The organism is Marvinbryantia sp., from assembly GCF_047017445.1.
Taxonomy (GTDB): Bacteria; Bacillota; Clostridia; order Lachnospirales; family Lachnospiraceae; genus Marvinbryantia.
Genome location: NZ_JBKXTT010000003.1, coordinates 1 through 23,913, shown reverse-complemented (window position 1 = coordinate 23,913; position 23,913 = coordinate 1). Strand labels below are relative to the sequence as shown.

Below are 23,913 nucleotides of genomic sequence, written 5' to 3'. Positions count from 1 at the left end.
AATATGTTATCCTTCCTTAGCGCTCATGCCGCTCTCTTCCCGTATTTACCCGTTTTACAACCTCCGGCTTTGCGGAAATCTCTCCGGCCTTTGTAAGCGCGATCTTGGTGAGCATCGGTCCTACCAGCTCATAGATGAGAACCGCAAACAGTGTAATGTTCCGCACGAGCAGTCCCTGCTCTCCCATGCTCTCGGTAGCTGCCAGAGACATGCCAAGCGCCACGCCCGCCTGCGGAAGCAGCGTAATGCCGAGGTATTTTACGATCTTATCGTCGCACTTCATCAGCCTGGAGCCGACGGACGCACCAATATATTTTCCGAGAGACCGCGTCAGTATATATACAACGCCTGCGCCCACGATCGCAATATCCGCGAACACACTGAATTCCAGCTCCGCGCCGCTGAGCACGAAAAACAGGATAAAGATAGGCGCTGTCCACTGGTCCGTCTTGCTCATCATTTCTTCCGAGAATTTACAGGTATTACAGAATACCGTACCAAGCATCATGCAGACAAGCAGGCTGGAAAAGCCGACCGTCAGTCCGCCGATCTGAATCTCCGTCATTGCCAGCCCGGAAGCAAACAATACAAAGGTCAGACAGATGGAGAGACGTTTGCTGTTTGAGAAGAAAAACTTCTCGCAGAAGGTAAGCGCTGCTCCAAGCGCCGCTCCGAGCAGCAGCGACAGCACGATCTCCAGAAGCGGAGCAAGCAAAACGGACGCTATATCGAGATGTCCGAGATTGATCGCTCCCGCAATACCGCTGAAAATCGCAAAGACAGCAAGCGCGATCGCATCATCCAGCGCAACGATCGGCAGAAGAATATCCGTAAGACTTCCCTTCGCCTTATACTGGCGCACAACCATCAGTGTTGCCGCCGGTGCAGTCGCCGTGGCAATCGCACCAAGAAGGAGCGCCGACGGAAGCGGAAATTTATCGCCGAGTATCATATGCAGCGCGATCATCACGATCGTCACCAGAAAAGTTGCTGCCAGAGCCTCAAAAAAAGCAACCACCGTTGCCTGTCTTCCGGTCTTTTTCAGCTGCGAAAGCCGGAATTCGTTTCCTATGGAGAACGCAATAAATCCGAGCGCCACCTCTGATATAAGCTTGTACTCGACCACATTTTCATGCGATACAAAGCCAAGCCCCCGGATTCCAAGACGCCCAAGGCAATACGGTCCGATCAGGATACCGCCGATCAGATAGGCGGTAACAGCCGGAAGCTTCAGACGCTTAATAATACGTGACATAAACAGCCCTGCAAACAGGCAAACCGACAAAGCAAATAATTGTTCCATACTCTCTCTCCTCACATCTAAGCAATATAGCCGCATCCGGCTTCCGAAAATCCTGCCGGACACTTAAGCGTTACAAAAAGCAAGACACCCTCGTGCCGTGCGCTTTTCAGAACCAAGCATAGCAGTTTTTGGTCTGAAATGCAAGACATAAAAGGGTGTCTTAAAATTTAAATATCTGTATTTTCCGGCGCATCCTCCGCAACCGGTCCGCTAAGACTGATCACGGTGTTATCCGCAGCGGCGCTCTGTTCTGTCGCTTCCAGATCCTGTGCTTTTCCCTCCGGCGTTTCCGGAGCTTCTGTTTTCACCGCATCCGTTTCCGGAGCTTCCAGCGCCGGCGTATCATAAATCGGCGTTACTCCGGCCGCCCTGCGCTCTGCAGCTTCCTGCTCTACCCGGTGGAAAATCTCCATAAATTCTTTTCCGGTGATCGTTTCCTTCTCGATAAGGAAATCTGCGATCCTGTCAAGCGCCTCTCTGTGCTCACGCAGCAGACGCAGCGCCTCCTGGTAGGCTTCCTTTATAACGCGCATAACCTCCTGGTCGATCTCCGCCGCCGTCCGGTCGCTGCAGTTCAAAACATTTCTGCCGTCCAGATATTGGTTTGCCGGAGATTCCAGCCCAACCATACCGAATCTCTCAGACATACCGTACTGCGTGATCATCGCGCGCGCCAGTCTGGTCGCCTGCTCAATGTCGTTTGCCGCGCCGGTCGTCACGCTGTTGAACACGATTTCCTCTGCGGCGCGTCCTCCCACGCACTCTACAATGCGCGCCCGGATCTCCGCTTCTGAATTCAGGAATTTCTCTTCCTCCGGTACATTCATGACATAACCGAGCGCACCCATGGTGCGCGGCACGATCGTAATCTTCTGCACCGGCTCGGAATCCTTCTGCAGTGCGCTGACAAGCGCATGTCCCACCTCATGATAGGAGACAATGCGGCGCTCCTCCTGGCTGAGAATCTTATTTTTCTTCTCCTTACCTACCAGAACGACCTCCACAGACTCAAACAGATCCTTCTGGCTGACAGCGCTTCTGCCGTTCTTTACGGCAAGGATCGCAGCCTCGTTGATCATATTTGCAAGATCGGAACCGACTGCGCCCGATGTGGCAAGCGCGATCGCTTCCAGATCCACGGTGTCATCCATCGACACATTTTTCGCATGAACCTTCAGCACGTCCACACGCCCCTTCAGATCCGGCTTGTCGACAACAATACGGCGGTCGAAACGTCCCGGACGCAGAAGCGCCTGATCCAGAACCTCCGGACGGTTGGTTGCCGCCAGGATCAGAAGCCCGGACGCAGAATCGAAGCCATCCATCTCCGCAAGGAGCTGGTTCAGCGTTTGCTCACGCTCATCGTTTCCGCCGAAACGGCTGTCGCGGCTCTTACCAATGGCATCAATCTCATCAATGAAAATGATACACGGAGCGTTTTTCTTCGCTTCCTCAAACAGCTCGCGCACACGCGACGCGCCGACGCCGACAAACATCTCCACAAACTCCGAACCGGAGAGGGAGAAAAACGGTGCGTGCGCTTCCCCCGCAACCGCTTTTGCAAGCAGAGTTTTTCCGGTCCCCGGAGGTCCCACAAGCAGCGCACCTTTGGGCAGCTTCGCACCGATCTTGGAATACTTTCCGGGGTTTTCCAGGAAATCAACGACCTCCTGCAGCGACTCCTTCGCCTCGTCCTGCCCGGCAACGTCCTTAAACGTCACGCCGGTCTCCTTCTGCGCATACACACGCGATTTGTTCTTCCCAATACCCATCACGCCGCCGCTGCCGCTCATCTTGCGCATGGCAAAGCCCATAATCAGCCAGATGAAGACGAGCGGAAGCATAAACGTCAGAATGCTGTAAATGATATCGGCTGTCATATCGGGAATTTCTTTATTAAAGTCCACTCCCGCCTCCAGAAGCCTGTCCGCCAGCTTAGGATCGCTGACAGCTCCGGTATAATATGTGATGCCGCGCACCTTCGGCGTGATAACATACTGTCCGGACTGAATCTCCACACTCTTGATCTGATTGTTCTCCAGCATTTCTATGAATTGATTATAGGTAATTTCCTGTGTCGTCGTGCTTCTCGACAGGGAATTGAAAATACCTATAATAATCAGCGTGACAACCGTCACGATCAGAAAAATCATAATGGTCTGGTTATTTTTCGGCGGTTTGTTGCCGCTGTTCGGACCGCCGCCCGGACCATTGCCGCGATTCTGGTTATTATCCATCTTTTCCTCCTTGTATACAAAAGCCTGAAATTCTGCTTTATTTAAATCTTCCCACATAAGTATAAGGATTCTCCGCCCAGAAATCAATATTCACTTTCAAAAAAGATTCTTCAATTTCTAAAATATTTCTAAAAATCCGACAAAAAGAGCTGGAAAAGTAACGCGATATGATATATCATGTTCAGGTAGGCAGCGAGCCGTGCGAAGACAACGGCAGGGGGCAGACACGCATGCTTGCATACAGGCGGCTGCAGATGGCGTTGGATTCATAGGGCGCCAGCCCGTGAGCGGGAAAATTCGCAGATTTTTCGAGCCTGCACGGCGTCGGCATCCTATACTATAGCAGCGGATTCACATAATTTTACTAGAATGATGAGGGAATACAGCGATTATGAACATTGGATTTGACAACAATAAATACCTGACGATGCAGTCGGAGCACATCAAGGAGCGCATCAGTCAGTTCGGCAACAAGCTTTATCTGGAATTTGGCGGCAAGCTCTACGACGACTATCACGCTTCGCGCGTGCTTCCAGGCTTTGAGCCGGACAGCAAGCTGCGAATGCTCATGCAGCTTTCCGACCAGGCGGAGATCGTGATTGCGATCAGCGCCGGAGATATCGAAAAAAATAAAATTCGCGGAGACCTCGGCATCACATACGATTCCGACGTGCTCCGTCTGATCAACGTGTTTGAAGAGCGCGGTCTGTACGTCGGCAGCGTTGTGATCACGCAGTACGCCGGGCAGAGCGGCGCAGATCTGTTCCGCAGCCGTCTGCAGAAGCTCGGCATCCGCGTTTACACACACTACGTCATTCCGGGCTATCCGAGCAATATCCCGCTGATCGTCAGCGACGAGGGCTACGGCAGAAACGATTACATCGAAACCTCCCGTCCACTTGTCGTCGTGACAGCTCCGGGGCCGGGCAGCGGAAAAATGGCGACCTGTCTCTCCCAGCTCTATCACGAGCACAAGCGCGGTATCCGTGCGGGCTACGCAAAATTCGAGACGTTCCCGATCTGGAATATCCCGCTGAAGCACCCGGTAAATCTTGCTTACGAGGCAGCGACCGCCGATCTGAACGACGTCAACATGATCGACCCATTCCACCTCGAAGCGTACGGTCAGACCACTGTAAACTACAACCGCGACGTGGAAATATTCCCGGTGCTGAACGCGATCTTTGAAAAAATTTCCGGCGTCAGCCCCTACAAATCCCCGACGGATATGGGCGTCAACATGGCTGGAAACTGCATCTGCAACGACGAGGTCTGCCGCGAGGCATCCCGGCAGGAGATCATTCGCCGCTACTACCAGGCGCTTGGCGAGATTGCCAGCGGCTCCAAGACAGAGGATGAAGCAATTAAAATCGAGCTGATCATGAACCAGGCGGGTATTTCAAAGGGCGACCGCCGTGTGGTGGGCGCTGCTTTTGCACGCGCGGAGCAAACAGGCGCTCCTGCTGCTGCGATGGAGCTTGCCGACGGAAAAATCGTCACCGGAAAAACCTCGGAGCTTCTCGGAGCTTCCGCTGCGCTCCTCCTGAACGCCCTCAAAGAGCTTGCCGGTATCCCCCACGAGGAGCATGTGATTTCCCCGATTGCGATCGAGCCGATCCAGCGGCTGAAAACGGCATACCTTGGCAGTAAAAACCCGCGCCTGCACACGGACGAGGTGTTGATCGCGCTTTCCATCAGCGCAGCCACCAGCAAAACGGCACAGCTCGCGCTGGAACAGATTCCAAAGCTCGCCGGATGCCAGGTGCATACCACCGTCATTCTGTCCGCAGTTGACATCAAGACCTTCAAGCGGCTTTCCGTTCAGCTTACCTCCGAGCCTGTTTACGAAAACAAACGCTCCTATTTAAAAAATTGATTAGCTTAATCAGAACTGCTCATTAAAAACCGCGAAAAAAAAGTTTTCATTTACAGGAAAATCGGTTATAATGCAATCGGATTTATTTGTACACAAAGAGGTGTGTCTTCCATACGCTGGGAGACGCACCCTTTTTTTGCGGCACCGCTTCCGGGGCTGCCGGGAAAAGCGCCGGAAAAACCGCATATTGCAGATATCACCAGGATTTAAGGAGGAAAAGAACATGTCAGTAAAATATGTATTTGTCACGGGCGGCGTCGTATCCGGGCTTGGAAAAGGCATCACCGCAGCATCTCTCGGACGCCTTCTGAAGGCGCGCGGCTACAAGGTCACCATGCAAAAATTTGACCCATACATCAACATTGACCCCGGAACCATGAATCCAATCCAGCACGGCGAGGTTTTTGTCACAGACGACGGCGCTGAGACAGACCTTGACCTCGGACATTACGAGCGCTTTATCGACGAAAGCCTCACAAAAAATTCGAACGTCACCACCGGAAAGATTTACTGGTCGGTTCTTCAGAAGGAACGCCGCGGCGACTTCGGCGGCGGCACCGTGCAGGTGATCCCGCATATCACAAATGAGATCAAGAGCCGGTTTTACCGCAACTATACCTCCGATGACATGCACATCGCGATCATTGAGGTGGGCGGCACAGTCGGCGACATCGAGAGCCAGCCGTTTCTGGAGGCGATCCGCCAGTTCCAGCACGACGTCGGACGGGAAAATGCTATTCTGATTCATGTTTCCCTGATCCCGTACATCAAGGCATCCGGCGAAATGAAAACAAAACCGACCCAGACCAGCGTCAAGCAGCTCCAGGGTATGGGCATCTGGCCGGATATCCTCGTCTGCCGCTCCGAGCTTCCGCTGGAGCCGGGCATCAAGGAAAAGATTGCTCTGTTCTGCAATGTTCCGGTTTCCCATGTTCTGCAGAACCTCGATGTGGAATACCTCTACGAAGCGCCGCTCGCTATGGAGGCGGAGCATCTGGCGCAGGTTGCATGCGAGTGTCTGAATCTGCCCTGTCCCGATCCGGAGCTTTCCGACTGGATTTCCATGGTGGAAGCGCTCCGTCACCCGACGAAGGATGTCACGGTGGCACTGGTCGGAAAATATACGCAGCTTCACGACGCCTACATCAGCGTGGTGGAGGCGCTCAAGCACGGCGGCATTGCCAACAGTGCAACCGTTCATATTAAATGGATAGATTCGGAATTATTAAACGAAGAAAATGTGGATGAAATGCTCGGCGATGTGCGCGGCGTCCTCGTCCCCGGCGGCTTCGGCGATCGCGGCATTGACGGAAAAATCGTTGCGATCCATTATGCACGCACACACGGCATTCCCTTCCTGGGGCTGTGTCTTGGTATGCAGCTTGCCATCGTGGAATACGCCCGCAATGTTGCCGGGTTAAAGGACGCGCACAGCATCGAGCTGAATCCTGCCACCACCCACCCGGTGATCGCGCTGATGCCGGATCAGGACGGGGTGGAGGATATCGGCGGCACCCTCCGTCTCGGCTCCTATCCCTGCGTGCTGGATAAGACAACGAAAGCATACGCGCTTTATGGAGAGGAAACCATTCACGAGCGCCACAGGCACCGCTATGAGGTAAACAACGACTACCGCAAGGTTTTGACAGACCACGGTCTGACGCTCTCCGGCCTCTCCCCGGACGGACGCATTGTGGAAATGATCGAGCTGAAATCACATCCGTTTTTCCTGGCAACGCAGGCTCACCCGGAGCTGAAATCCCGCCCGAACCGTCCACACCCGTTATTTAAGGGATTTATAGAGGCAGCATTAAACTGCTCCGCGGATGTATAAAAATAGCATTTTACCTCTCTTGACATTTCGGAAAAAACTCTGCACAATAGATCTGCAATACCACTGTTGCAGCATTTACGGACAGGTATCGCTGCCTGTCCGTTTTCATCCCATTAAACAGGAGCAGATTATGTCACAAAAACAAAACTATCAGATTACCGCATGGTGCCAGCGCATGATGCGGGAGCATATACACGAGGGTTCCCTCTGCATCGACGCAACGATGGGAAACGGAAATGACACGCAGTTTCTCTGCACCCAGGCGGGCAGAAGCGGAAGCGTGCTCGCCTTCGACATCCAGCCCGCCGCGCTGGAGCATACAAAAGAGCGCCTTCAAAAAGCGCTCCCCTGCTGCAATTATCAATTGATCTTAGACTCCCACGAGCATCTGGATGCTTATGTCCGGCCGGAGAGTGCCGACTGTATTGCCTTTAACCTCGGCTACCTTCCGGGCGGCGACCATACGCTTGCCACAAAGCCCGGTTCCACCCTCATCGCGCTGGAAAAAAGCCTGGCGCTCCTGAAAAAGGACGGACTTCTCTGCATCTGCATTTACAGCGGCGGCGACACCGGCTTCGCGGAAAGAGACGCCGTGCTCGACTGGCTAAAAGCGCTTGACTCGAAAAAATATCTTGTGCTGCTGACGCAGTACTACAACCGCCCGAATAACCCACCCATCCCGGCATTCGTGATCCGGCTATAGGCCCCGCCTTCCTCATCAAACTCAATATAATGTGGTTCACTAATGATATCAATCTGCTCGATTTTTTTTGCATCTTCCACCAGCGCCTCTGAAATGTAAAATTCATCAAGTGCAAGTGTGTTTTTCAGCCAAATTATACGGATTTGTTCTGTCTCATCCGCAAAATCATGGACACAGCGAAGTGCAAATTTAAGTGCAAGCTTCTCATTTGGCATGACAACCGGTATTTTTGCCCCCAACCCATCTCCGACAGTGATCATATTGGGATACGTATCCTCAAAACTGAATTTCCGAAATAATTTTTCTGTAATCACATCTGCCGCTCCAAGCCCGGAACAATTTCCGTGTGATTTCTCTGTCACATCAAAAACTGCAATTGACTGAAAAAATGGTTCAGATGTTTCAAGATTAAAACACCTTCCGGTTACATTTGTGTCCATACCGGCCCCGCTAATCTCTTTTCCAATCTCATCAAGCACCAAAACATCAGCCTTTGCAAACGGCAGCCTCGCCAATTGTGCGCGCGCGATAGTCAGAAGCTCCGGTTCTTCCTCATGAAACTGCTCTCCATATAATGCTTTCACCATATATGTTTCATGGAAACAGTTTTCTATCACACCAATCCCTATGATATTTTTCTTTTGCTTAACAATCTCCTTTGAAATATTCCAGATATTTTCTGCCATTCTGCCAAAACCGTATCTGTGGCAAATAAAAGCGCCCTGCTGTTTTCCCAGACCAATTACCAGCATCTTGCAAAGTCCGCTCTCCACTTTTCCGCGAAAATCTGTATGAGGTTTTATTCGCCCGATCGGAATAATCAGATCCGCCGCATTCGCATATGCATCTATATGAACCGGTATTCCATCCTCTGTAACACCTATTATCTCTGTCTCCATAGACGCTCTGATCTCGGCTTTTATACTTTCTTCCGTAATTCCATATCCTTTTAAAATTGCTCTTTGCCCCTGTGCCGTCGCGCCTCCGTGACTTCCCATTGCCGGTATGAGAAAGGGCATTGCACCACATTTTTTCACAAAATTCACTGCAGCCCTGACAATATCAGGAAAATTTGATATTTCACGGCTGCCGACGGCAATGCAGACCTGCATCCCCGGTTTTATTTTTTCTTCAGCCGAAATATTTTCAAGTGCTTTCCAGACTTCCCAATAAACATTCTCTACTTTTTTTGCTCTCCGGTTATTTCTTACCTTCACAAAACGCGGGATTTCTATTGATGCAAGTAAATCATCATATATGGTCTTCATCTTTCCTCCCTCTTCTCACCCGCCAAGATAAGCCGCTTTTACTCCCGGATTATTCAGCAGTTCGTTGCTTGGTCCCGACAAAATCACTTCTCCATTCTCAAGTACATAGCCGCGTGCCGATGTTTCAAGCGCCATATACGCATTCTGCTCTACTAAAATCACAGAAATTCCACGCGTATTAATTGATTTTATTGTTTCAAACACTTCATCTACAATAATCGGTGCAAGTCCCAGAGACGGTTCATCCAGCAGCATTACTTTCGGATCACTCATCAGCCCTCTGCAAAGTGCAAGCATCTGCTGCTGGCCTCCGCTCAAAGACCCTGCCATCTGTTTTCTTCTGTCCTTTAAAATAGGGAACATCGTATAGGCTTCTTCGTAATGTCTGTTTAACTCTGCCTTTGAATAATTTCTGCAGTACGCTCCCATTTCCAGATTATCCTGCACACTCAGTTTTGCAAAAACCTGACGGCCTTCCGGAACGTATACAACCCCCGCTTTTACAATCTCATGCGGGCGCATCTTACCAAGATTTTTATCCAAATACGTAATTTTTCCGGATGTAGCACGGACATCTCCCATAATACTGCGCATCAGAGATGATTTTCCTGCCCCATTTGCACCGATGATAGCTACAATTTCTCCCTCTTTCAATTCTATACTGACATTTGTTAATGCTCTTACCTGACCGAAGGAAACATTGACATTTTCTGCTTTTAACATGATGCCTGCCCCCTCTCTTTCTTAAAACGGTCGCCCAAATAAGCCTCAATTACCAGATCATTATTCCGAATTTCTTCCGGTGTTCCTTCTGCGATCTTTTCGCCGAAATTAATCACAGTAATCCGGTCGCTTAAATTCATTATGACATCCATGTTGTGCTCTATAATAAAGAAATCAATGCCCGACTCAAAAACATTCCGGATAATTCCAATAAATTCCTGGCGTTCTGTCGGATTCAGTCCGGCTGCCGGCTCATCGAGAAGGATCAATTTGGGCCGGCTGATGACAGTTCTGGCCAGCTCAACGATTTTTTTATGACCATACGCCAGTTTTCCTACCCGCTCATTCTTCATATGATAAATATTAAAATCATTCATAATCTCGCCGGCAATTTCCCTTGCCTGGCGATCCAGTCTTCTCTGGCGCTTTGGTGTAATAAGAAATTTCAGAAAACTGTCGTACTCATAAAGATACGTTGCCCCCATTAGTAAATTTTCTTCCACCGTCATACTGTCAAAAAGCTTAATGTTCTGGAATGTTCTCCCCATCCCTTTCTTAGCGATTACATAGGTAGGTTTGTTTGTCACATCTTCTCCATCAAAAAAAACCTTTCCCCCTGGCACCGGAAGTGTTCCGTTCATCATACTGATAATCGTCGTTTTCCCTGCTCCATTTGGTCCGATCAGGGAATGGATCGTTCTCTTTTCCATCTGGAAAGAAACATCATTTACGGCCACAAGACCGCCAAAACACATCGTCATGTTTTCAACACGAAGAATATCATTCATGGTTATTTTCCTCCCCCTATGAAAATTTGTACAAGATCCTTAAGAGATTTTTTCCTGTCATTTTCCTTTTTAAAGATATTAACCAGCCCTCCCGGGAAAAAGATGATCATCAGAAGCATCAACACTGCATATACAAAGTCATAATATCTCCCAAAGAAGCGCAGACATTCCGGAAGCACTGTAACAAGCAAAGAACCGACCAAACCGCCCCATACAGAACCCATTCCTCCAATGATCAGCATACTGATAATCGAGATAGAAAGCGTCTGATTATACGTTGACGGATTAATATAATTATACATGTGTGCATACATGCTCCCTGCAAGACAACCAAGCATCGTCGCCAGACAAAACGCAACCATCTTCACACTGGTAACGTTAATGCTGCAGATCGGCACTGCCTCAATATTATCACGAATAGCAAAGAAATTTCTGCCCCATCTGGAGTGTACGATCCAGTTTGCAAATAATCCAACCAATAATGCAATTGGTATATAGACAAATAATTTCTCTTTTGATGACGAAAGTTCCATAGAACCAATCACATAGTTGGGAATGTTTTTTATTCCGGTTCCCCCTCCGGTCACCTCCGTCATGTTCATAGCCAGAATCCGTACAATTTCAGAAAATCCTATGGTAGTAAAGGACAGATATACACCGGACAAACGCAAACTTGGATAGCCAAGAAGAATCCCTATCACAAGCCCTGCCAGAAGTACAAATGGAATGGCCTGCCATGGATTCAGGCCTGTCCTTGTTGTGAGGATGCTTGTCGTATAACTTCCAATTGCAAAGACACCTGCCATACCAAGCATGGGCTGCCCCGTCATTCCGGTAATAAAATTTAACCCTGTCACCGCCACAAAATAGCAACATACAAGACACATGACATTAAACAGGTAATTTCCATGATAAAATATAAATACCGCGGCGACTACCAGGAAAACAGCCAGCAGGGCAAGTATGGATCTGAATTTCTGATTCTTCATCTTTTCGTTCCCCCTTTCCTGGTATATGCTGCCGGTTTCTTCGCTGTCATCTTTGTTTTTCCGGTTCCCAGTAAACCGGATGGCTTGATCAAAAGCACAACGATCAAAATCAGAAAGCTCGTAATATCTTTATATACAGAAGGAATATATATAGTAGAGATGTTCTCAATAACGCCCACCAGAATGCCGCCAAGAATAGCTCCTGGCACAGAACCAAAACCGCCAAGAACACCCGAGATAAAGCCCTTCATAGAAATCGTATCTGCCATCGTGACTGTAATGCTGAACAGCGGTACCACCAGCATTCCAACCAGGGCGCAAATTACACAGCTTAAAGAAATCGTAATAACCATATTCGCCCTTACGTTGATTCCAACCATTGCAGACATTGCTTTATTTTCCTGAACACAACGCATTGCTTTCCCGATCTTGGTATATTTCATAAAGCACAAAAGTGCTGTTACCGCCAGAACCGCTACAATAATAATATAAAAATAAGCCCTCGTTATTACCATATTGCCAATTTTATAAATCCCACTCAGATAATTATTCAAATGAATCGGATAAATACCATAAATCAGAGGAACCAGGTTCGAAATAACTATTCCGAACAGCATCGTGGCTACAATCGCATATAAGCTCCCAAAATCCTTTAACGGAATAAAGATCACAAATGCCAGGATCGTACCCAGAATTGCGACAAGTGCAATCGTGCCAATCCAGCCCATTGCGTAAGAAAACCCAAGTCCCGTCACAAATGTACCGCCAAATATATATGCTCCCAGCATGATCAGCTGACCATGCGAAAAATTCAACAAACTGCATGAATTCCAAATTAACGTGTATTCAATTGCAACAAGCGCATAAACGAATCCCATTGCAATACCACTGACCAACAATTGTACAAACATCTTTTTATCCCCCCTGCTGACTTTATTTTTCCGGCTGAATCAAAACAACGATCAGATCATTCAGGCTAATCCCCTGTTCTGCCAGGATTCCGTTTCCTGTATTCCACAAAGGCTCTGTCGCAGCATGCGTTCTGATTGCTTTTGCAATATCATACCCGCATGATTCCAGTTCCGCCACTGTATAACCATCTACCACCGCCCCCGACAGACAGCCCGGTGCCCCGTCCTGAATATATCCTCCCGGTCCATCCGTACCGTCTGTGTCAACACAGGCGCAGACTACGGATCTGTTACCGGCAATTCTTTCTGCGAAGGCAAGCGCGCATTCCTGATTTCGTCCTCCAACTCCACCTGCTTTTCCCACTGAGACCAACAATTCTCCTGTAAAAATCAATGCTGTCGGCAAGCGCATTGCCTCGTTTTTCCTTGCAACACATTCTGCAATTGAAGCAAGAAACGCACCTACGTGCGATGCTTCAATTCCAATATTCTCTGACATTAGATATGCGGTATAGCCAAGACTCCTTGCCTGTTCCAGTGCTTTTTCATAAAAGCCTTTGTTTTCCGGCATAATTCCAAACATGCGTGACCGGAATGTTTTATATTCTTCATATTTGAGCGTTTCCTCGCGTCTCTCTTTTTTCAAAAGAAAATTACGCACTGACTCCGGACATTCTTCCCATGCATTATAGTTTTCCAGTGCCCGCACTGCCATGTCATACGTTGTCCCATCCGGCGCATTATGCAGCCAGTAATTATTATGAACCAAAAAAGAATAGTCTTTTGGTTCTATATCATATATATGATTGAGATCGGCTCCCATAATATTAATCAGACAAGCCCTACTGAATAATCGTAATAATTTTCCGCCCTTTAGTTGATCAATATGATTTCTAATGCAATTCAAGTCACGAGTATTGGCGCCTTTCTCAATCTGCATTATTTGCGTAATCCTAATGATTTCTTCCAAAGAAATTCCATCTGCCGGCATCGTCAGAAGCGAACTCCCGCCATTTGTGATAATTGTAAAAACAAGATCTTTTTCTGTGACTTTCTCTGATAACGCAACGATCCTTTTGCATCCTTTGACACAATTTTCATCCGGAGTAGGATGGCTTCCTTCCGTCACTCCAATCTTCTTTAATATAACCGGGTCTCCATATTTGGCTATAACATGTCCCTCTGTCAAATAATCCCCCAGAACATCCTCCAGAGCTTTCGCTATACGTTGAACCCCTTTTCCTGCCCCAATTACATAAATATGTTCAAAATCATTTATATTGTAGCTTTCATATCCGGAATTTGGATCCTTTGATGCTTCATACTCCGGAGCCCCAATTACCAGGTCCTCACCTTTTAACCGGATCAGTTTCAATGTATTGTAATACGGATCACTTGCAGTCAGCCCTGCATCTAAAATTTGTAGAGCATCCCTTCTCGCGCTGCAATTACCATGCGCGATCAGTTGGTTCTGATTTTGGATTCTCATAAGCTCCACCGCCTGTTCTTTCTTTTTTACAGGGCTGCTTCACAGCTTAACTGCGAACAGCCCTGACACCCCAAAATGACTTTAAAATTATTCACCACTGATCTGCTGTATCAGCACAAGATCATCTGCCTCTGCCTGAAACTGGCAAAGCTGGATGGTATGATTCAGCATATGTGTTTCATCACAGGAATAAGTATTAAAAATTGTCTCGAAATCCTTTGTCTCTTCAAGTGCAGTTTTTACAGATTCACGATCAGTCGGATCTTCCGCCCTTGAAAGCGCATCCACCGCAATATATGCAATACTTGCATATGCTCTTGCCGCAGCATCCGGTACTACACCATACTTTTCCTCATAAGCCTCACCAAATGCAACTACATCCGGATTTTCTGTGTCATAAAATGTCTCCTGAACCGTATAAATACCATCAAGCCAGCTATGGTCAACTGCATCGAGAAGCGCGGCTTCCCCGATACATGGTGAGGTAAAAAAGTTTGTCTCTTCATTCATGCCAAGTTCATTGATCTGACGTACAATAACCATCATCGGATTGACTGTCGTCCAGACCATAATCGCATCACAGGATTCCTGCTGCATTTTCATAAGCGTTGTATAATAATCTGTGTCTGCGGTATTATGGGGTTCTGCAACGTATGTAATACCAAGCTCATCAAATACTTCTCCTGCAATTGTCAGACCGCCCTGTCCAAAATCATCTGCGCTGTACATGATCCCAACTTTTTCCGGTGCTTCATTCTCCGCAATATACTGCGCAACTGCTTTGGCCTGGATCGTATCGTTTGTACGTCCAAGGAATAAATAATTGTTCTCTTCTGACGGAAGCTTAAAATTCGTTCCGCCTACAATTGTCGGAATACCGTTTTTCTCAATAATATCCTTTACTGCATACACCTGAGAGCTGTAGTGCGGTCCGATCACAAGTGAGTAATCGCTTTCCACCATCAGATTCATCGCATTCGTCGCCGTATCCGTATCATCACCCGAATCTACCAGCTCGATATTAATCTTGTAGCCGTTTGCTCCCCCGTTTGCATTGGCCTGATCAACTACCTCCTGAATTCCCTGGGAGAAATTGATCCCGGTCGTTGCATTTGCTCCTGTAATCCCAAGACAAAGACCAACATTAATCTCTCCTTTGAAATCCTCGCTTGCTCCTGCTCCGTAACCCATAGTCCCGACGCCCAGCATACAAACTGCTGCAAAACCTGCCATCATTCTTTTTTTCATTCTTATGATCCTCCTTATTTTTTCCGGCTTTATACCGGATTATTTACTGAAATTTCTTACCTTTCAAGCCTTTCTTTCCCCAAAACTGTGCTCTTCCGCCAAGCTCTTCTTCAATCTCAAGGAACCGGTTTGCTGCCTTATTCAACACTGCCATCTCACGTACAGATTCTGCTCCGATGCCCACGCAGTAATCTGCGATATCCTGATCTTCTCCTCTGCTCTCACATGGCATAACAGCCAGTCCTGATTCATGTGCAAACCGTGCCGCTTCCAATGCTTCTGTAATACTTCCCACTTGATTTACTTTCAAAAGCATCGCGTTCGTCGCTCCAAGGAGCACCCCTTTTTGTACACGTTCCCGCATCGTCGTATACAAATCGTCACCAACTACCTGAATGTCGACCTTACTGGTAAGAAGTGCATGGCTCTCATAATCATCTTCATAGAACGGATCTTCTACCGAAACAAAAGGATAGGTCCGAATGATTTTTATGTAATAATCCATCAATTCATCTCTGTCTCGCGGCTTTTCATAGAGAAGTCCTCTGTACAGCTTTGTTTCCCTGTCATAATAGGTATCCGCTGCAAAATCAATCTGAATACCGACTTTATTTTCATATCCTGCTTTACGGATGCAATCCGCCATCAGCTCAAAAATTCCCTCATCAGAGTCTTTAAACTTTCCTTTTTGAATTTTAAAGAAAAATGCATCTGTCTCAGGAATATCCCTTTTAAACATTTCTTCTTCCCATATCCGATATACTTCCCACCCTGCATACGAAGCTTCTGCAAAAGAGCCGAAATCATAGCATTGAAATGCCGTTGTCGGTTTATTTCCGGTCGGATGAACTCCACCGCCCCAACGTTCACCCCCCGAGTAAGCTGGTGCTCCCGGAACGGGAAGCATACAGGCCCGCTCTCCGCCTATATACCGATAGAGCGGAATTTCCAAAGCAGCCGCCCCGGCTTTCAGACATGCGGCAGATACTGCTGCAATTGCGTTCCCACCTACCGCGTTTTTGCCGTCGCCCCCAATCTGCAGCATCGCCCGATCCAGCTCGTACTGATTTGTAACGTCCATGCCTCGCAGTGTGTCATTAATGACCGTATTAATACTATTTACTGCCTTAGTACAGCCCTTTCCACCCCATCGTGTCCCTCCGTCATACTCGAAATGAACCTCATGGGAACCAATCGATACACCGGCACTGCATTCCGCCTGCCCTTTTGCTCCCCCTTCCGTCTCGACAAAAGCTTTTATTCCAAGAACATGTCGTCTGGTATACACTTGAATTGCATGAACTTTTTTGATGCAATTTTTACTATTCATTTCTTCTTCCCCTTCTTTTGTTTTGTAAACATATTCTACCATCATTATTATCATTTGTCAACAGAAATAATATTATTTATATTTAAAAAGATATTTTGCTATTTTTATTTCATACGTAATAAGACAATTGGCAAAAATAACCTTTTTCTTGTTTTTTGTTATTTAAAGAACCATACGTAAATAGAAATTTGACAAAAAATAATCTTATGTTATACTTATGTAAGAAATTAATGAAATTAATTATGAAGAGGAACGATTATGGATGAAAACATACGGACAGATATTCTGTTAAAAACAGCAAAATTATACTTTGAGGAAGGACTCAGCCAGGCCGAGATAGGAAAAATCATCGGTTTCTCCCGCCCTTATGTATCCAAATTAATAATGGAAGCTCAGAACAAAGGAATTGTTACAATCAAAGTTCATGAGACTCTTGATACAGAAACCTCTCTCGAAAAGAAAATCAGAACAAAATTTAATTTGATTCGCGTTTTTGCAATTCATTCCAAACTTGATGAGAACAGCCAATATAAAATTGCAAATCACGCTGCTAATTACATTCCCTCTCTGCTTCAAAACGGAGATATTATCGCAGTCGATAATGGGAACACACTCTATCGCTGCGCCAAATGTATGGAAAGCCAGGTAGATCTGGAAAATATTACAGTTGTTCAGTCCGGCGGGTGTTTTACAAACCTCTCCTACCCTACTTATGGAGAATCCATTCCTTTTTTAATGGCCCAGGCCTTAAACGGCATCGGATATTTTTATCCGGTCCCCGCAATCGCCGCCAGCCCTCAGGTAAAAAACTGCCTGCTGGAAGAACCCTACATCCGGCACGTAAGAGAGCTCCAGAACCAGGCTTCTGTTGCGCTTTTTACAGTAGACAGTCTTTCGATGGGGAGCAGTTCCAATGTAGTAAATTCCGGTTACCTTTCAGAAGAAGAGCTGGATACCCTTGTAGAAAATGGTGTCGTCGGAAGTGTTTTTGATCATTTTATTAAAAATGACGGGAGTATATACAGTGCAGAACTGGATGAAAAAGTTTTGTCATTATCTCTTGATGAACTGCTGAAGAAAAAATACAGAATTTGTCTCGCACAGGGCCGCGCAAAATATAAAGCTGTTTTTGCTGCTCTTCGCAAAGGATACATTAACATTCTTATTGTCGATGAAGATACCGCCAAAGCCATATCCATTATGGCAAACGATCTGTAAATGACAATACATAAAGAAGCTGTGAAAAAAGGAGTTGAAAACTCCAGATTTCACAGCCTTTTTACGATTTAGCGAGTTCTTTGCAGACCCACATCATTATCATTTAAAATTATAGTAAGTTTTTCCGCTTCTCAGCGTGGTCTTTCCTTTATATTTTGCAAGCTGGCTTACCGTCACCATCTGGAAGCCCCTCTTTTTCAACGCCGGGATGATAGTCTCCGCCGCCTGCACAGTGGAACGATGGATATCATGCATCAGTACGATATCGCCGTTTTTCACATTGTTCAGCACAGCGTTGATCGTGTGCTGCGGATTTCCGGTATTCGCCCAGTCTCTGGTATCGATCGACCAGTAGATGGACGGCAGCCCAAGCGAGGAAAGCACTGCACTATTGTTGTGACCGTCTCCATACGGTAGCCGGAACACCGTCGGGTACTTGCCGCACGCCTTGTAAATGTTGTTGTTTGTCTTTGTAACCTGCGATCTGCGTCTGCTGTAGGACAGGGTTGTAAGCGCCGGATGACTATAAGAATGGTTCCCCAGCTCGCAGCCCATGCTCGCCATCTTCTTTACAGCGCTCTTGTAATTTGGCACGCTGGAGCCGACCATAAAGAAGGTTGCCTTGGCGCCGTTTTTCTGCAGACAGTTGAGCAGTCTGGTCGTATACGGACCCGGCCCGTCATCGAATGTCAGCGCCACCATCTTTTTGTTGGGGTTGACCTCCATCTTCACCTTCACGGAAGGATCGTAGACGCCGTTTGATTTAAAATAATAGCCCTTGTTTCCAATGTATTGCGTGCCTGTGACACGCACGCCGTCTGAATTCACATAATACTTATTTTTCCCGTTAATTATCCAGCACGACGTCTTCAGCTTTCCGTCTTCTGCCACCCATCTGTATTTACCGCCGCCCGGCACCCAGGTAGAGGTGCGCATCCTGCCGTCGATCTTACTGAAATAATACTTATCCTTTCCGATCGTCACCCAGCCCTTTTTCATCGAGGCATCTGACGGGTTGAAATAGTATGTGGCGTCTCCGATCCTGCGCAGCTTTTTCACTGCCACGCCGTTGCTCTTCATATAATACTTTTTCCCGCTCAGCGTCAGCCATCCGGTGTGCATCACACCGCTTTTCTCCATATAATAGAACTTTCCGCGATATTTGATCCATCCGGTCACACGATAGCCGTTTTTATTTACATAATACACCTTCCCATTTACGCTGATCCATTTGTTCTTTACAGCTTTTCCGCTGCCCGACAGGCAAAATACATAGCCCTTCGCTTTCTTTACCCATTTGCCCTTCGGCTTCACTGCCTTGCGCACATCCACCAGGCTTGTCGTTACCACATTTGTCGTCTTTGCCTGCGCCGGAACCACCATTGTCATAAGCATCAGCATCAGCGCGCACAGGCTGAAAGATATCCTTTTCCAGCTTTTCATACTCTTCTCCCCAATTTAAACCGCCGCAGACTCTACACTACTTTTCGCGAGCATCCGATCGCAAGCGGACCATAGCCGATGTGACAGGCAACGCTGAGTGAGAGTGGATCCATGTTGACCTCCATCCCCGGAAAGCTTGCCCTGATCTCCTCAAGCCACTCCTGCGCTTCCTCCTCGTTTCCGCCGTATGCCGCCGCCAATACGATTTCCCCGTTCGCCACTTCTTTTGCAAAGCGCGTTTCAAAGTCCTTATGCATCGCATTGAGCATGATCTTTTTCGCTTTCTGCTTGCCGCGCGCTTTGGAGAATGCGTCCAACTTTTCTCCCTGTATCTGCAGCACTGGCTTCAGATTCAGAATCGTACCGAGCGCCGCTGCCGCCGGAGTGATCCTGCCGCCTTTTTTGAGATATTTGAGTGTCTCCAGCGTAATGTAGATGCTCGCCTCCAGCTTCATTTTTTCCAGTATTTCCTTAATCTGTGCCGCACTCTTTCCCTGCTCGATCAACACCAGCGCGTCCCTGACTGACTGGCGCTGCGTGATGGAAATTCTCTGATTATCGATCACATACACCCTGCCCTCATAGTCGCGCGCCAGCGCCTGCGCAGATTCGCAGGAAGCGGAAAGCCCGCTCGACATCGGAATGTGTACCAGCGTCTCGTACTCCTCCAGCACCTTGTCCCACAGCTCTGTGACGCTGCCCGGAGACGGCTGCGAGGTGTTGATATTGGCATCCTCCTTCAAACGCACGTAAAACTCTTCCTGTGTGAGCGTGATGCCCTCCAGGTATAACTCATCATTAATAAAAAACGGCATCGGCAGCACAAAAATGCCCATCTGCTCTGCTTCCTTCTGTGTAATACCGCTGTTGCTGTCTGTAACTACCGCTATTTTCTTCATTTTAAATTCCTCTCTGTATGCTATTCGGACAGGCTGGCTGTCCTCCTTTAGTTTAATGCAAATCCTTCCAGAATACAAGAGGGCCGACACAATATTTTGTGCCAGCCCTCACTTTTTTGGTAACTACCCAAAACTTCTGTTACACCTCTGCGCCGTCGTCCGCGCCTGCACCGTCGTCTGTGATCACTCCATCGTCCGAAACCGCGCCGTCATCCGTCACCATTCCGTCATCTGCTACTGTGCCGTCGTCTGCCATCGTACCATCATCTGCTGTGGTGTCTGCATTTCCTGTGCTTCCAGCCGTATCATATACAGCAACACCCTTTACCCCTGTGGTATCGGTGCCGCTCAGCGTACCGGTATACGCGATGGTCACATATGCGCCCGATGCAATGCCGTCCGTCAGGTACCAGGTTGCTCCCGCCGTATCGATCGACAGGGTAACGCCCTCGTCGTCCGTGATCGTGATCGCACTTACGCCGCATTCCTCAACGGTACCGCTCACATAGGAATAATCGCCTGCCGGTGATCCCGGAGCCACCGCTGTCTCGCCGTTTGCCGCGCTGTTGTCCGAAATGCTGGTCGCCGGCACGATATCCGGTCCGTAAATGTCTCCGTTGTATTCCACAGTGACATAGTTTCCTGCCTGCATACCATTTACCAGGTTGATATCCGCGCCATACATGGAGAAGTAGTAGGAATCGCCGTCGTCCGAAAGAACCACGATGCGGTCTGCACTCAGGTCGGAAATCGTACCGCCGAGCGTACCTGCGCCCGCATTCGGATCGGCTTCCTCAGCCTCCGTCATCAGCTCGCCCTCTGTGACAGGCGTCTCGCCCGCAGCCAGATCCCTCACCATCAGCACTCTTGCGCTTGCCGTATCTGTGCCGTTAATCGTTCCTTTATACATAACCGTTACATTGCTGCCCGCCTGGATGCCATTTGCAACCTGAATATCCGCTCCGGTAAGGGAGAAGGTCAGCTCCTTTCCGCGCTCCGTCTGGATCGTCAGACTGGTGTCATTCGAGGACTTCACAAGCCCCTTCAGCTCTCTGGTCCGGTTCATGCTGTCTTCCTTTTCCGTCTCAGTCGGCGCCTCTGTGGTCGGCACTTCTGTCAGCGCTTCCGTCATGACCGGTGCCTCCGTCGTAGCCGGTTCCGTCTCCTGCGGCTCTTTTTTGCAGCCTGTCAGCATGATCGCCGCGGAAGCAAACAAAGCCAGAAATAATGTCATTCTTTTCATATTTTTTCCTCCTATCACTCGTTTATATCCCCTGCGTACTTACAACTTATTCTACCTTTATTTGCCAGTAAAAGTCAATGCATTTTGCAGAATTTTCACAATTAAATGCAAATATTTTAAGAATGTGTTAAGAATTTATTACATCCTGCATGTCGTAAAGTCCCGGTTCTCTCCCTGCCAGGAACTTTGCGGCTTCTACCGCGCCTTTGCCAAACACCGTTTTCGAGTAAGCGCGATGACTGAAGGTAATCACCTCGTCCGGACCTGCAAAAATCACATCGTGATCTCCCACGATCGTTCCCCCGCGTACCGCGGAAATCCCGATCTCCAGGTCGTCCCGCTGCTGATGCACCTGGCTGCGGTCGTACACATAATGGTACTTATTGTCCATCGCCTCATTCAGAGCATCCGCCAGAGCGATCGCCGTACCGCTGGGTGCGTCGCATTTGAGCCGGTGATGCTTCTCCACGATCTCCATATCGAAACCGGCAGCCGCGAGCACCTTCGCCGCGTCCTGCAGGAGCTTAAGCAGGGTATTGATGCCGAGAGACATATTGGCCGAACGAAGAATCGCCGTCTCACGACAGACCTCATTTACCTTTTCAAGCTGCTCCTGCGTAAGTCCGGTCGTGCAGAGTACCAGAGGCAGCTTTTTTTCTGCACAGTAGGCGAGCACCCCGTCCGTCGCCTTAAATGAGGAAAAGTCGATCATCACGTCCGCTTCCACATTGCAGGCGTCAAGGCTTGTGAACACCGGATAGCTGTTGGTGCGATTGTCCACCATATCGACGCCTGCCACGATTTCAGCGTCCGCATCCTTCTCCACCAGACCGGAGATCACCTGCCCCATATGTCCGTTACAGCCGTGCATAATTATTTTTACCATTTTTTTCTCCTTTATACTTTATACCAAATCGTTCTTTTTTACGCCAGCGCAATCCCGAAATCCTTCATTGCTTTGATCAGCTTCTGTACATTTGCCTCTTCCATCTCGCACAGCGGTCCGCGAAGCGGTCCCACCTCAAAGCCCATCAGATTGAGCGCCGTCTTTACCGGAATCGGATTAACCTCGCAGAACAGCGCGTCGACAAGCGGGATCGCTTTGAGCTGGATGTCGCAGCTTTCTTTCGTTTTACCCTCCAGATAGAGCATTACCATGTCGTGCGTTTCCTTCGGCGCAATATTCGACAGTACGGAAATAACGCCCTTGCCGCCAAGCGAAAGCGCCGGGACCACCTGTCCGTCCTCACCGGAGTAGAGATCGATGCAGCCGTCCGCAAGGCTCATCAGCTTCGCCACCTGCGCGATGTTGCCGGAGGCTTCCTTGATCGCCACGATATTTTCCACATTTTTTGCAAGCGTCACCGCGGTTTCCGGCAGGATGTTGCATCCGGTGCGCCCCGGCACATTGTAAAGAATGATCGGCAGCTTCACAGAATTGGCGATCGTCGTATAGTGTCTGATCAGCCCCTTCTGTGTCGCCTTATTGTAGTACGGCGTCACCAGAAGAAGCGCGTCCGCGCCTGCCTTCTCCGCCTCCTGCGACAGATAAACCGCCGTCTCCGTGCAGTTTGAACCGGTGCCTGCGATCACCGGGATTCTCTTTGCCACCTTATCGATCGCATAGCGGATGACGTCCAGATGCTCCTCATGCGTGAGCGTAGAAGACTCTCCGGTGGTTCCGCAGATGATGATCGCGTCTGTGCTGTTCGCAATCTGATACTCCAGAAGCTCTCCCAGTTTTTCGTAATTTACTTCCCCGTTTTCCTTCATCGGCGTGACGATCGCAACGCCGGCTCCTTCAAAAATAGCCATTATTTATCCTCCTTTAAATTTTTCATGCAGTTTGTTTTTCAGCCCTCCGGTATCTTCCCCGGAAAACACAAAAACGGAGCGAACCACGGGAGTCCGCCCCAAAATCTCCGTAAATAATACCGGTACGTTTTCAGATAGCTCCCCATCAAACTCTGATGACAGTCATAAAGCTGTTTGCCCTATGCCCAAGTATACAGCTCCAGGTACTGCACCTTTCGGCGCATTCCCCTTTTAGCAGCCTTCTCCTGTACCCGGATACATCCGGCTGCCGACTCATGAAACACGCAACCTCTATCAAAACTATATTTGATTATTCACATCATAACATTATTGAAAAATCTTGTCAATCATGTTCTGCACATTTTACCGTTGCTGTATGTTCTGCACATTTTACCGTTGCTGTTCACTCCGTTCACAGCAACCTTCGCAAATCCATTTAAAATTCGCTTCGCGAATGGGATTTGCTCACACCTGAATCACATTCTCACGCCTCAAACCCACAGGACTAGCTTCGCGTCGCAGCAGGTGTTTGAGGCTGGCATGAACCAATGTCATTTAGTTAAGGCAATTGAAAAAGATCAATCTGAAGGTCTAAC

Annotated in this window: 19 protein-coding genes and 1 riboswitch; of the genes, 4 read left to right on the top strand and 15 right to left on the bottom strand. The window is 48.3% G+C overall.

The window, feature by feature from the left end:
* Nucleotides 1-16: 16 nt before the first annotated feature.
* Together ACLU9Q_RS03930 and ftsH are read right to left on the bottom strand one after the other, a co-directional pair.
* Complete coding sequence (locus ACLU9Q_RS03930) at nt 17-1,303, bottom strand: cation:proton antiporter (RefSeq protein WP_298512662.1); 1,287 nt, start codon at nt 1,301-1,303, stop codon at nt 17-19.
* Between the two features lie 167 nt (nt 1,304-1,470).
* Nucleotides 1,471-3,540: an ATP-dependent zinc metalloprotease FtsH gene (gene ftsH, locus ACLU9Q_RS03925; protein ID WP_330666950.1), complete on the bottom strand. Its 2,070-nt coding sequence runs from the start codon at nt 3,538-3,540 to the stop codon at nt 1,471-1,473.
* 391 nt (nt 3,541-3,931) lie between these two features.
* Between ftsH and ACLU9Q_RS03920 the strand changes: the two genes are divergently transcribed.
* The 3 genes from ACLU9Q_RS03920 to ACLU9Q_RS03910 all read left to right on the top strand — a co-directional run bounded on the left by ACLU9Q_RS03920 (nt 3,932) and on the right by ACLU9Q_RS03910 (nt 7,953).
* A complete protein-coding gene (locus ACLU9Q_RS03920; protein WP_298512659.1) occupies nt 3,932-5,416 on the top strand; it encodes a DUF1846 domain-containing protein in 1,485 nt (494 codons plus the stop codon).
* A gap of 223 nt (nt 5,417-5,639) precedes the next feature.
* Nucleotides 5,640-7,250, top strand: coding sequence for a CTP synthase (locus tag ACLU9Q_RS03915; protein WP_298512656.1), 1,611 nt, complete (start codon nt 5,640-5,642; stop codon nt 7,248-7,250).
* Nucleotides 7,251-7,380: 130 nt separating this feature from the next.
* Complete coding sequence (locus tag ACLU9Q_RS03910) at nt 7,381-7,953, top strand: tRNA (mnm(5)s(2)U34)-methyltransferase (RefSeq protein ID WP_298512653.1); 573 nt, start codon at nt 7,381-7,383, stop codon at nt 7,951-7,953.
* Here the strand turns inward: ACLU9Q_RS03910 and ACLU9Q_RS03905 are convergent.
* The 8 genes from ACLU9Q_RS03905 to ACLU9Q_RS03870 form a co-directional block, all read right to left on the bottom strand.
* Entirely contained in the window at nt 7,902-9,221 is a 1,320-nt protein-coding gene (locus tag ACLU9Q_RS03905; protein WP_298512647.1) for a lactate racemase domain-containing protein, read from the bottom strand. The genes ACLU9Q_RS03910 and ACLU9Q_RS03905 overlap by 52 nt on opposite strands.
* Nucleotides 9,222-9,236: 15 nt before the next feature.
* On the bottom strand, nt 9,237-9,944 hold the full coding sequence (locus ACLU9Q_RS03900; RefSeq protein ID WP_298512644.1) for an ABC transporter ATP-binding protein: 708 nt from the start codon (nt 9,942-9,944) through the stop codon (nt 9,237-9,239).
* Nucleotides 9,938-10,732, bottom strand: a complete 795-nt coding sequence (locus ACLU9Q_RS03895) for an ABC transporter ATP-binding protein (RefSeq protein ID WP_298512641.1) — start codon at nt 10,730-10,732, stop codon at nt 9,938-9,940. The genes ACLU9Q_RS03900 and ACLU9Q_RS03895 overlap by 7 nt, the downstream gene beginning before the upstream one ends.
* A 2-nt stretch (nt 10,733-10,734) precedes the next feature.
* Entirely contained in the window at nt 10,735-11,721 is a 987-nt protein-coding gene (locus tag ACLU9Q_RS03890; RefSeq protein ID WP_298512636.1) for a branched-chain amino acid ABC transporter permease, read from the bottom strand.
* Nucleotides 11,718-12,632, bottom strand: a complete 915-nt coding sequence (locus ACLU9Q_RS03885) for a branched-chain amino acid ABC transporter permease (protein ID WP_298512633.1) — start codon at nt 12,630-12,632, stop codon at nt 11,718-11,720. Before ACLU9Q_RS03885 ends, ACLU9Q_RS03890 begins: the two co-directional genes overlap by 4 nt.
* Nucleotides 12,633-12,654: 22 nt before the next feature.
* Nucleotides 12,655-14,121 carry a glycerate kinase gene (locus ACLU9Q_RS03880; RefSeq protein ID WP_298512631.1) on the bottom strand — a complete coding sequence of 489 codons (1,467 nt, stop codon included), beginning with the start codon at nt 14,119-14,121 and terminating at the stop codon, nt 12,655-12,657.
* A gap of 87 nt (nt 14,122-14,208) precedes the next feature.
* Complete coding sequence (locus tag ACLU9Q_RS03875; RefSeq protein ID WP_298512629.1) at nt 14,209-15,369, bottom strand: ABC transporter substrate-binding protein; 1,161 nt, start codon at nt 15,367-15,369, stop codon at nt 14,209-14,211.
* A 43-nt stretch (nt 15,370-15,412) separates the two neighbouring features.
* Complete coding sequence (locus ACLU9Q_RS03870; RefSeq protein WP_298512627.1) at nt 15,413-16,699, bottom strand: enolase C-terminal domain-like protein; 1,287 nt, start codon at nt 16,697-16,699, stop codon at nt 15,413-15,415.
* A gap of 258 nt (nt 16,700-16,957) precedes the next feature.
* Here ACLU9Q_RS03870 and ACLU9Q_RS03865 point away from each other — a divergent pair, with 258 nt between their 5' ends.
* The gene (locus ACLU9Q_RS03865; RefSeq protein WP_298515406.1) at nt 16,958-17,917 is read left to right on the top strand and encodes a sugar-binding transcriptional regulator; all 960 of its coding nucleotides are present in this window, start codon (nt 16,958-16,960) and stop codon (nt 17,915-17,917) included.
* Between the two features lie 99 nt (nt 17,918-18,016).
* Here ACLU9Q_RS03865 and ACLU9Q_RS03860 read toward each other — a convergent pair whose 3' ends face one another.
* The 5 genes from ACLU9Q_RS03860 to dapA form a co-directional block, all read right to left on the bottom strand.
* Nucleotides 18,017-19,360 (bottom strand): polysaccharide deacetylase family protein, encoded by a 1,344-nt coding sequence (locus tag ACLU9Q_RS03860; protein ID WP_298515402.1) that lies wholly within the window; start codon nt 19,358-19,360, stop codon nt 18,017-18,019.
* A gap of 32 nt (nt 19,361-19,392) precedes the next feature.
* The gene (locus tag ACLU9Q_RS03855) at nt 19,393-20,259 is read right to left on the bottom strand and encodes a DegV family protein (protein ID WP_298515399.1); all 867 of its coding nucleotides are present in this window, start codon (nt 20,257-20,259) and stop codon (nt 19,393-19,395) included.
* Nucleotides 20,260-20,398: 139 nt separating this feature from the next.
* On the bottom strand, nt 20,399-21,502 hold the full coding sequence (locus ACLU9Q_RS03850; protein WP_298515396.1) for a hypothetical protein: 1,104 nt from the start codon (nt 21,500-21,502) through the stop codon (nt 20,399-20,401).
* A gap of 127 nt (nt 21,503-21,629) precedes the next feature.
* Complete coding sequence (gene dapB / locus ACLU9Q_RS03845; protein ID WP_298515393.1) at nt 21,630-22,388, bottom strand: 4-hydroxy-tetrahydrodipicolinate reductase; 759 nt, start codon at nt 22,386-22,388, stop codon at nt 21,630-21,632.
* A 38-nt stretch (nt 22,389-22,426) separates the two neighbouring features.
* On the bottom strand, nt 22,427-23,317 hold the full coding sequence (dapA, locus tag ACLU9Q_RS03840) for a 4-hydroxy-tetrahydrodipicolinate synthase (protein WP_298515390.1): 891 nt from the start codon (nt 23,315-23,317) through the stop codon (nt 22,427-22,429).
* A 127-nt stretch (nt 23,318-23,444) separates the two neighbouring features.
* Nucleotides 23,445-23,619: riboswitch (Lysine riboswitch) on the bottom strand.
* Between the last annotated feature and the right edge of the window lie 294 nt (nt 23,620-23,913).

Excerpts from the sequence above, each read along its gene's own strand:
- ACLU9Q_RS03930 (WP_298512662.1), bottom strand. The coding sequence starts at position 1,303 with ATGGAACAATTATTTGCTTTGTCGGTTTGCCTGTTTGCAGGGCTGTTT.
- ftsH (WP_330666950.1), bottom strand. The coding sequence starts at position 3,540 with ATGGATAATAACCAGAATCGCGGCAATGGTCCGGGCGGCGGTCCGAAC.
- ACLU9Q_RS03920 (WP_298512659.1), top strand. The coding sequence starts at position 3,932 with ATGAACATTGGATTTGACAACAATAAATACCTGACGATGCAGTCGGAG.
- ACLU9Q_RS03915 (WP_298512656.1), top strand. The coding sequence starts at position 5,640 with ATGTCAGTAAAATATGTATTTGTCACGGGCGGCGTCGTATCCGGGCTT.
- ACLU9Q_RS03910 (WP_298512653.1), top strand. The coding sequence starts at position 7,381 with ATGTCACAAAAACAAAACTATCAGATTACCGCATGGTGCCAGCGCATG.
- ACLU9Q_RS03905 (WP_298512647.1), bottom strand. The coding sequence starts at position 9,221 with ATGAAGACCATATATGATGATTTACTTGCATCAATAGAAATCCCGCGT.
- ACLU9Q_RS03900 (WP_298512644.1), bottom strand. The coding sequence starts at position 9,944 with ATGTTAAAAGCAGAAAATGTCAATGTTTCCTTCGGTCAGGTAAGAGCA.
- ACLU9Q_RS03895 (WP_298512641.1), bottom strand. The coding sequence starts at position 10,732 with ATGAATGATATTCTTCGTGTTGAAAACATGACGATGTGTTTTGGCGGT.
- ACLU9Q_RS03890 (WP_298512636.1), bottom strand. The coding sequence starts at position 11,721 with ATGAAGAATCAGAAATTCAGATCCATACTTGCCCTGCTGGCTGTTTTC.
- ACLU9Q_RS03885 (WP_298512633.1), bottom strand. The coding sequence starts at position 12,632 with ATGTTTGTACAATTGTTGGTCAGTGGTATTGCAATGGGATTCGTTTAT.
- ACLU9Q_RS03880 (WP_298512631.1), bottom strand. The coding sequence starts at position 14,121 with ATGAGAATCCAAAATCAGAACCAACTGATCGCGCATGGTAATTGCAGC.
- ACLU9Q_RS03875 (WP_298512629.1), bottom strand. The coding sequence starts at position 15,369 with ATGAAAAAAAGAATGATGGCAGGTTTTGCAGCAGTTTGTATGCTGGGC.
- ACLU9Q_RS03870 (WP_298512627.1), bottom strand. The coding sequence starts at position 16,699 with ATGAATAGTAAAAATTGCATCAAAAAAGTTCATGCAATTCAAGTGTAT.
- ACLU9Q_RS03865 (WP_298515406.1), top strand. The coding sequence starts at position 16,958 with ATGGATGAAAACATACGGACAGATATTCTGTTAAAAACAGCAAAATTA.
- ACLU9Q_RS03860 (WP_298515402.1), bottom strand. The coding sequence starts at position 19,360 with ATGAAAAGCTGGAAAAGGATATCTTTCAGCCTGTGCGCGCTGATGCTG.
- ACLU9Q_RS03855 (WP_298515399.1), bottom strand. The coding sequence starts at position 20,259 with ATGAAGAAAATAGCGGTAGTTACAGACAGCAACAGCGGTATTACACAG.
- ACLU9Q_RS03850 (WP_298515396.1), bottom strand. The coding sequence starts at position 21,502 with ATGAAAAGAATGACATTATTTCTGGCTTTGTTTGCTTCCGCGGCGATC.
- dapB (WP_298515393.1), bottom strand. The coding sequence starts at position 22,388 with ATGGTAAAAATAATTATGCACGGCTGTAACGGACATATGGGGCAGGTG.
- dapA (WP_298515390.1), bottom strand. The coding sequence starts at position 23,317 with ATGGCTATTTTTGAAGGAGCCGGCGTTGCGATCGTCACGCCGATGAAG.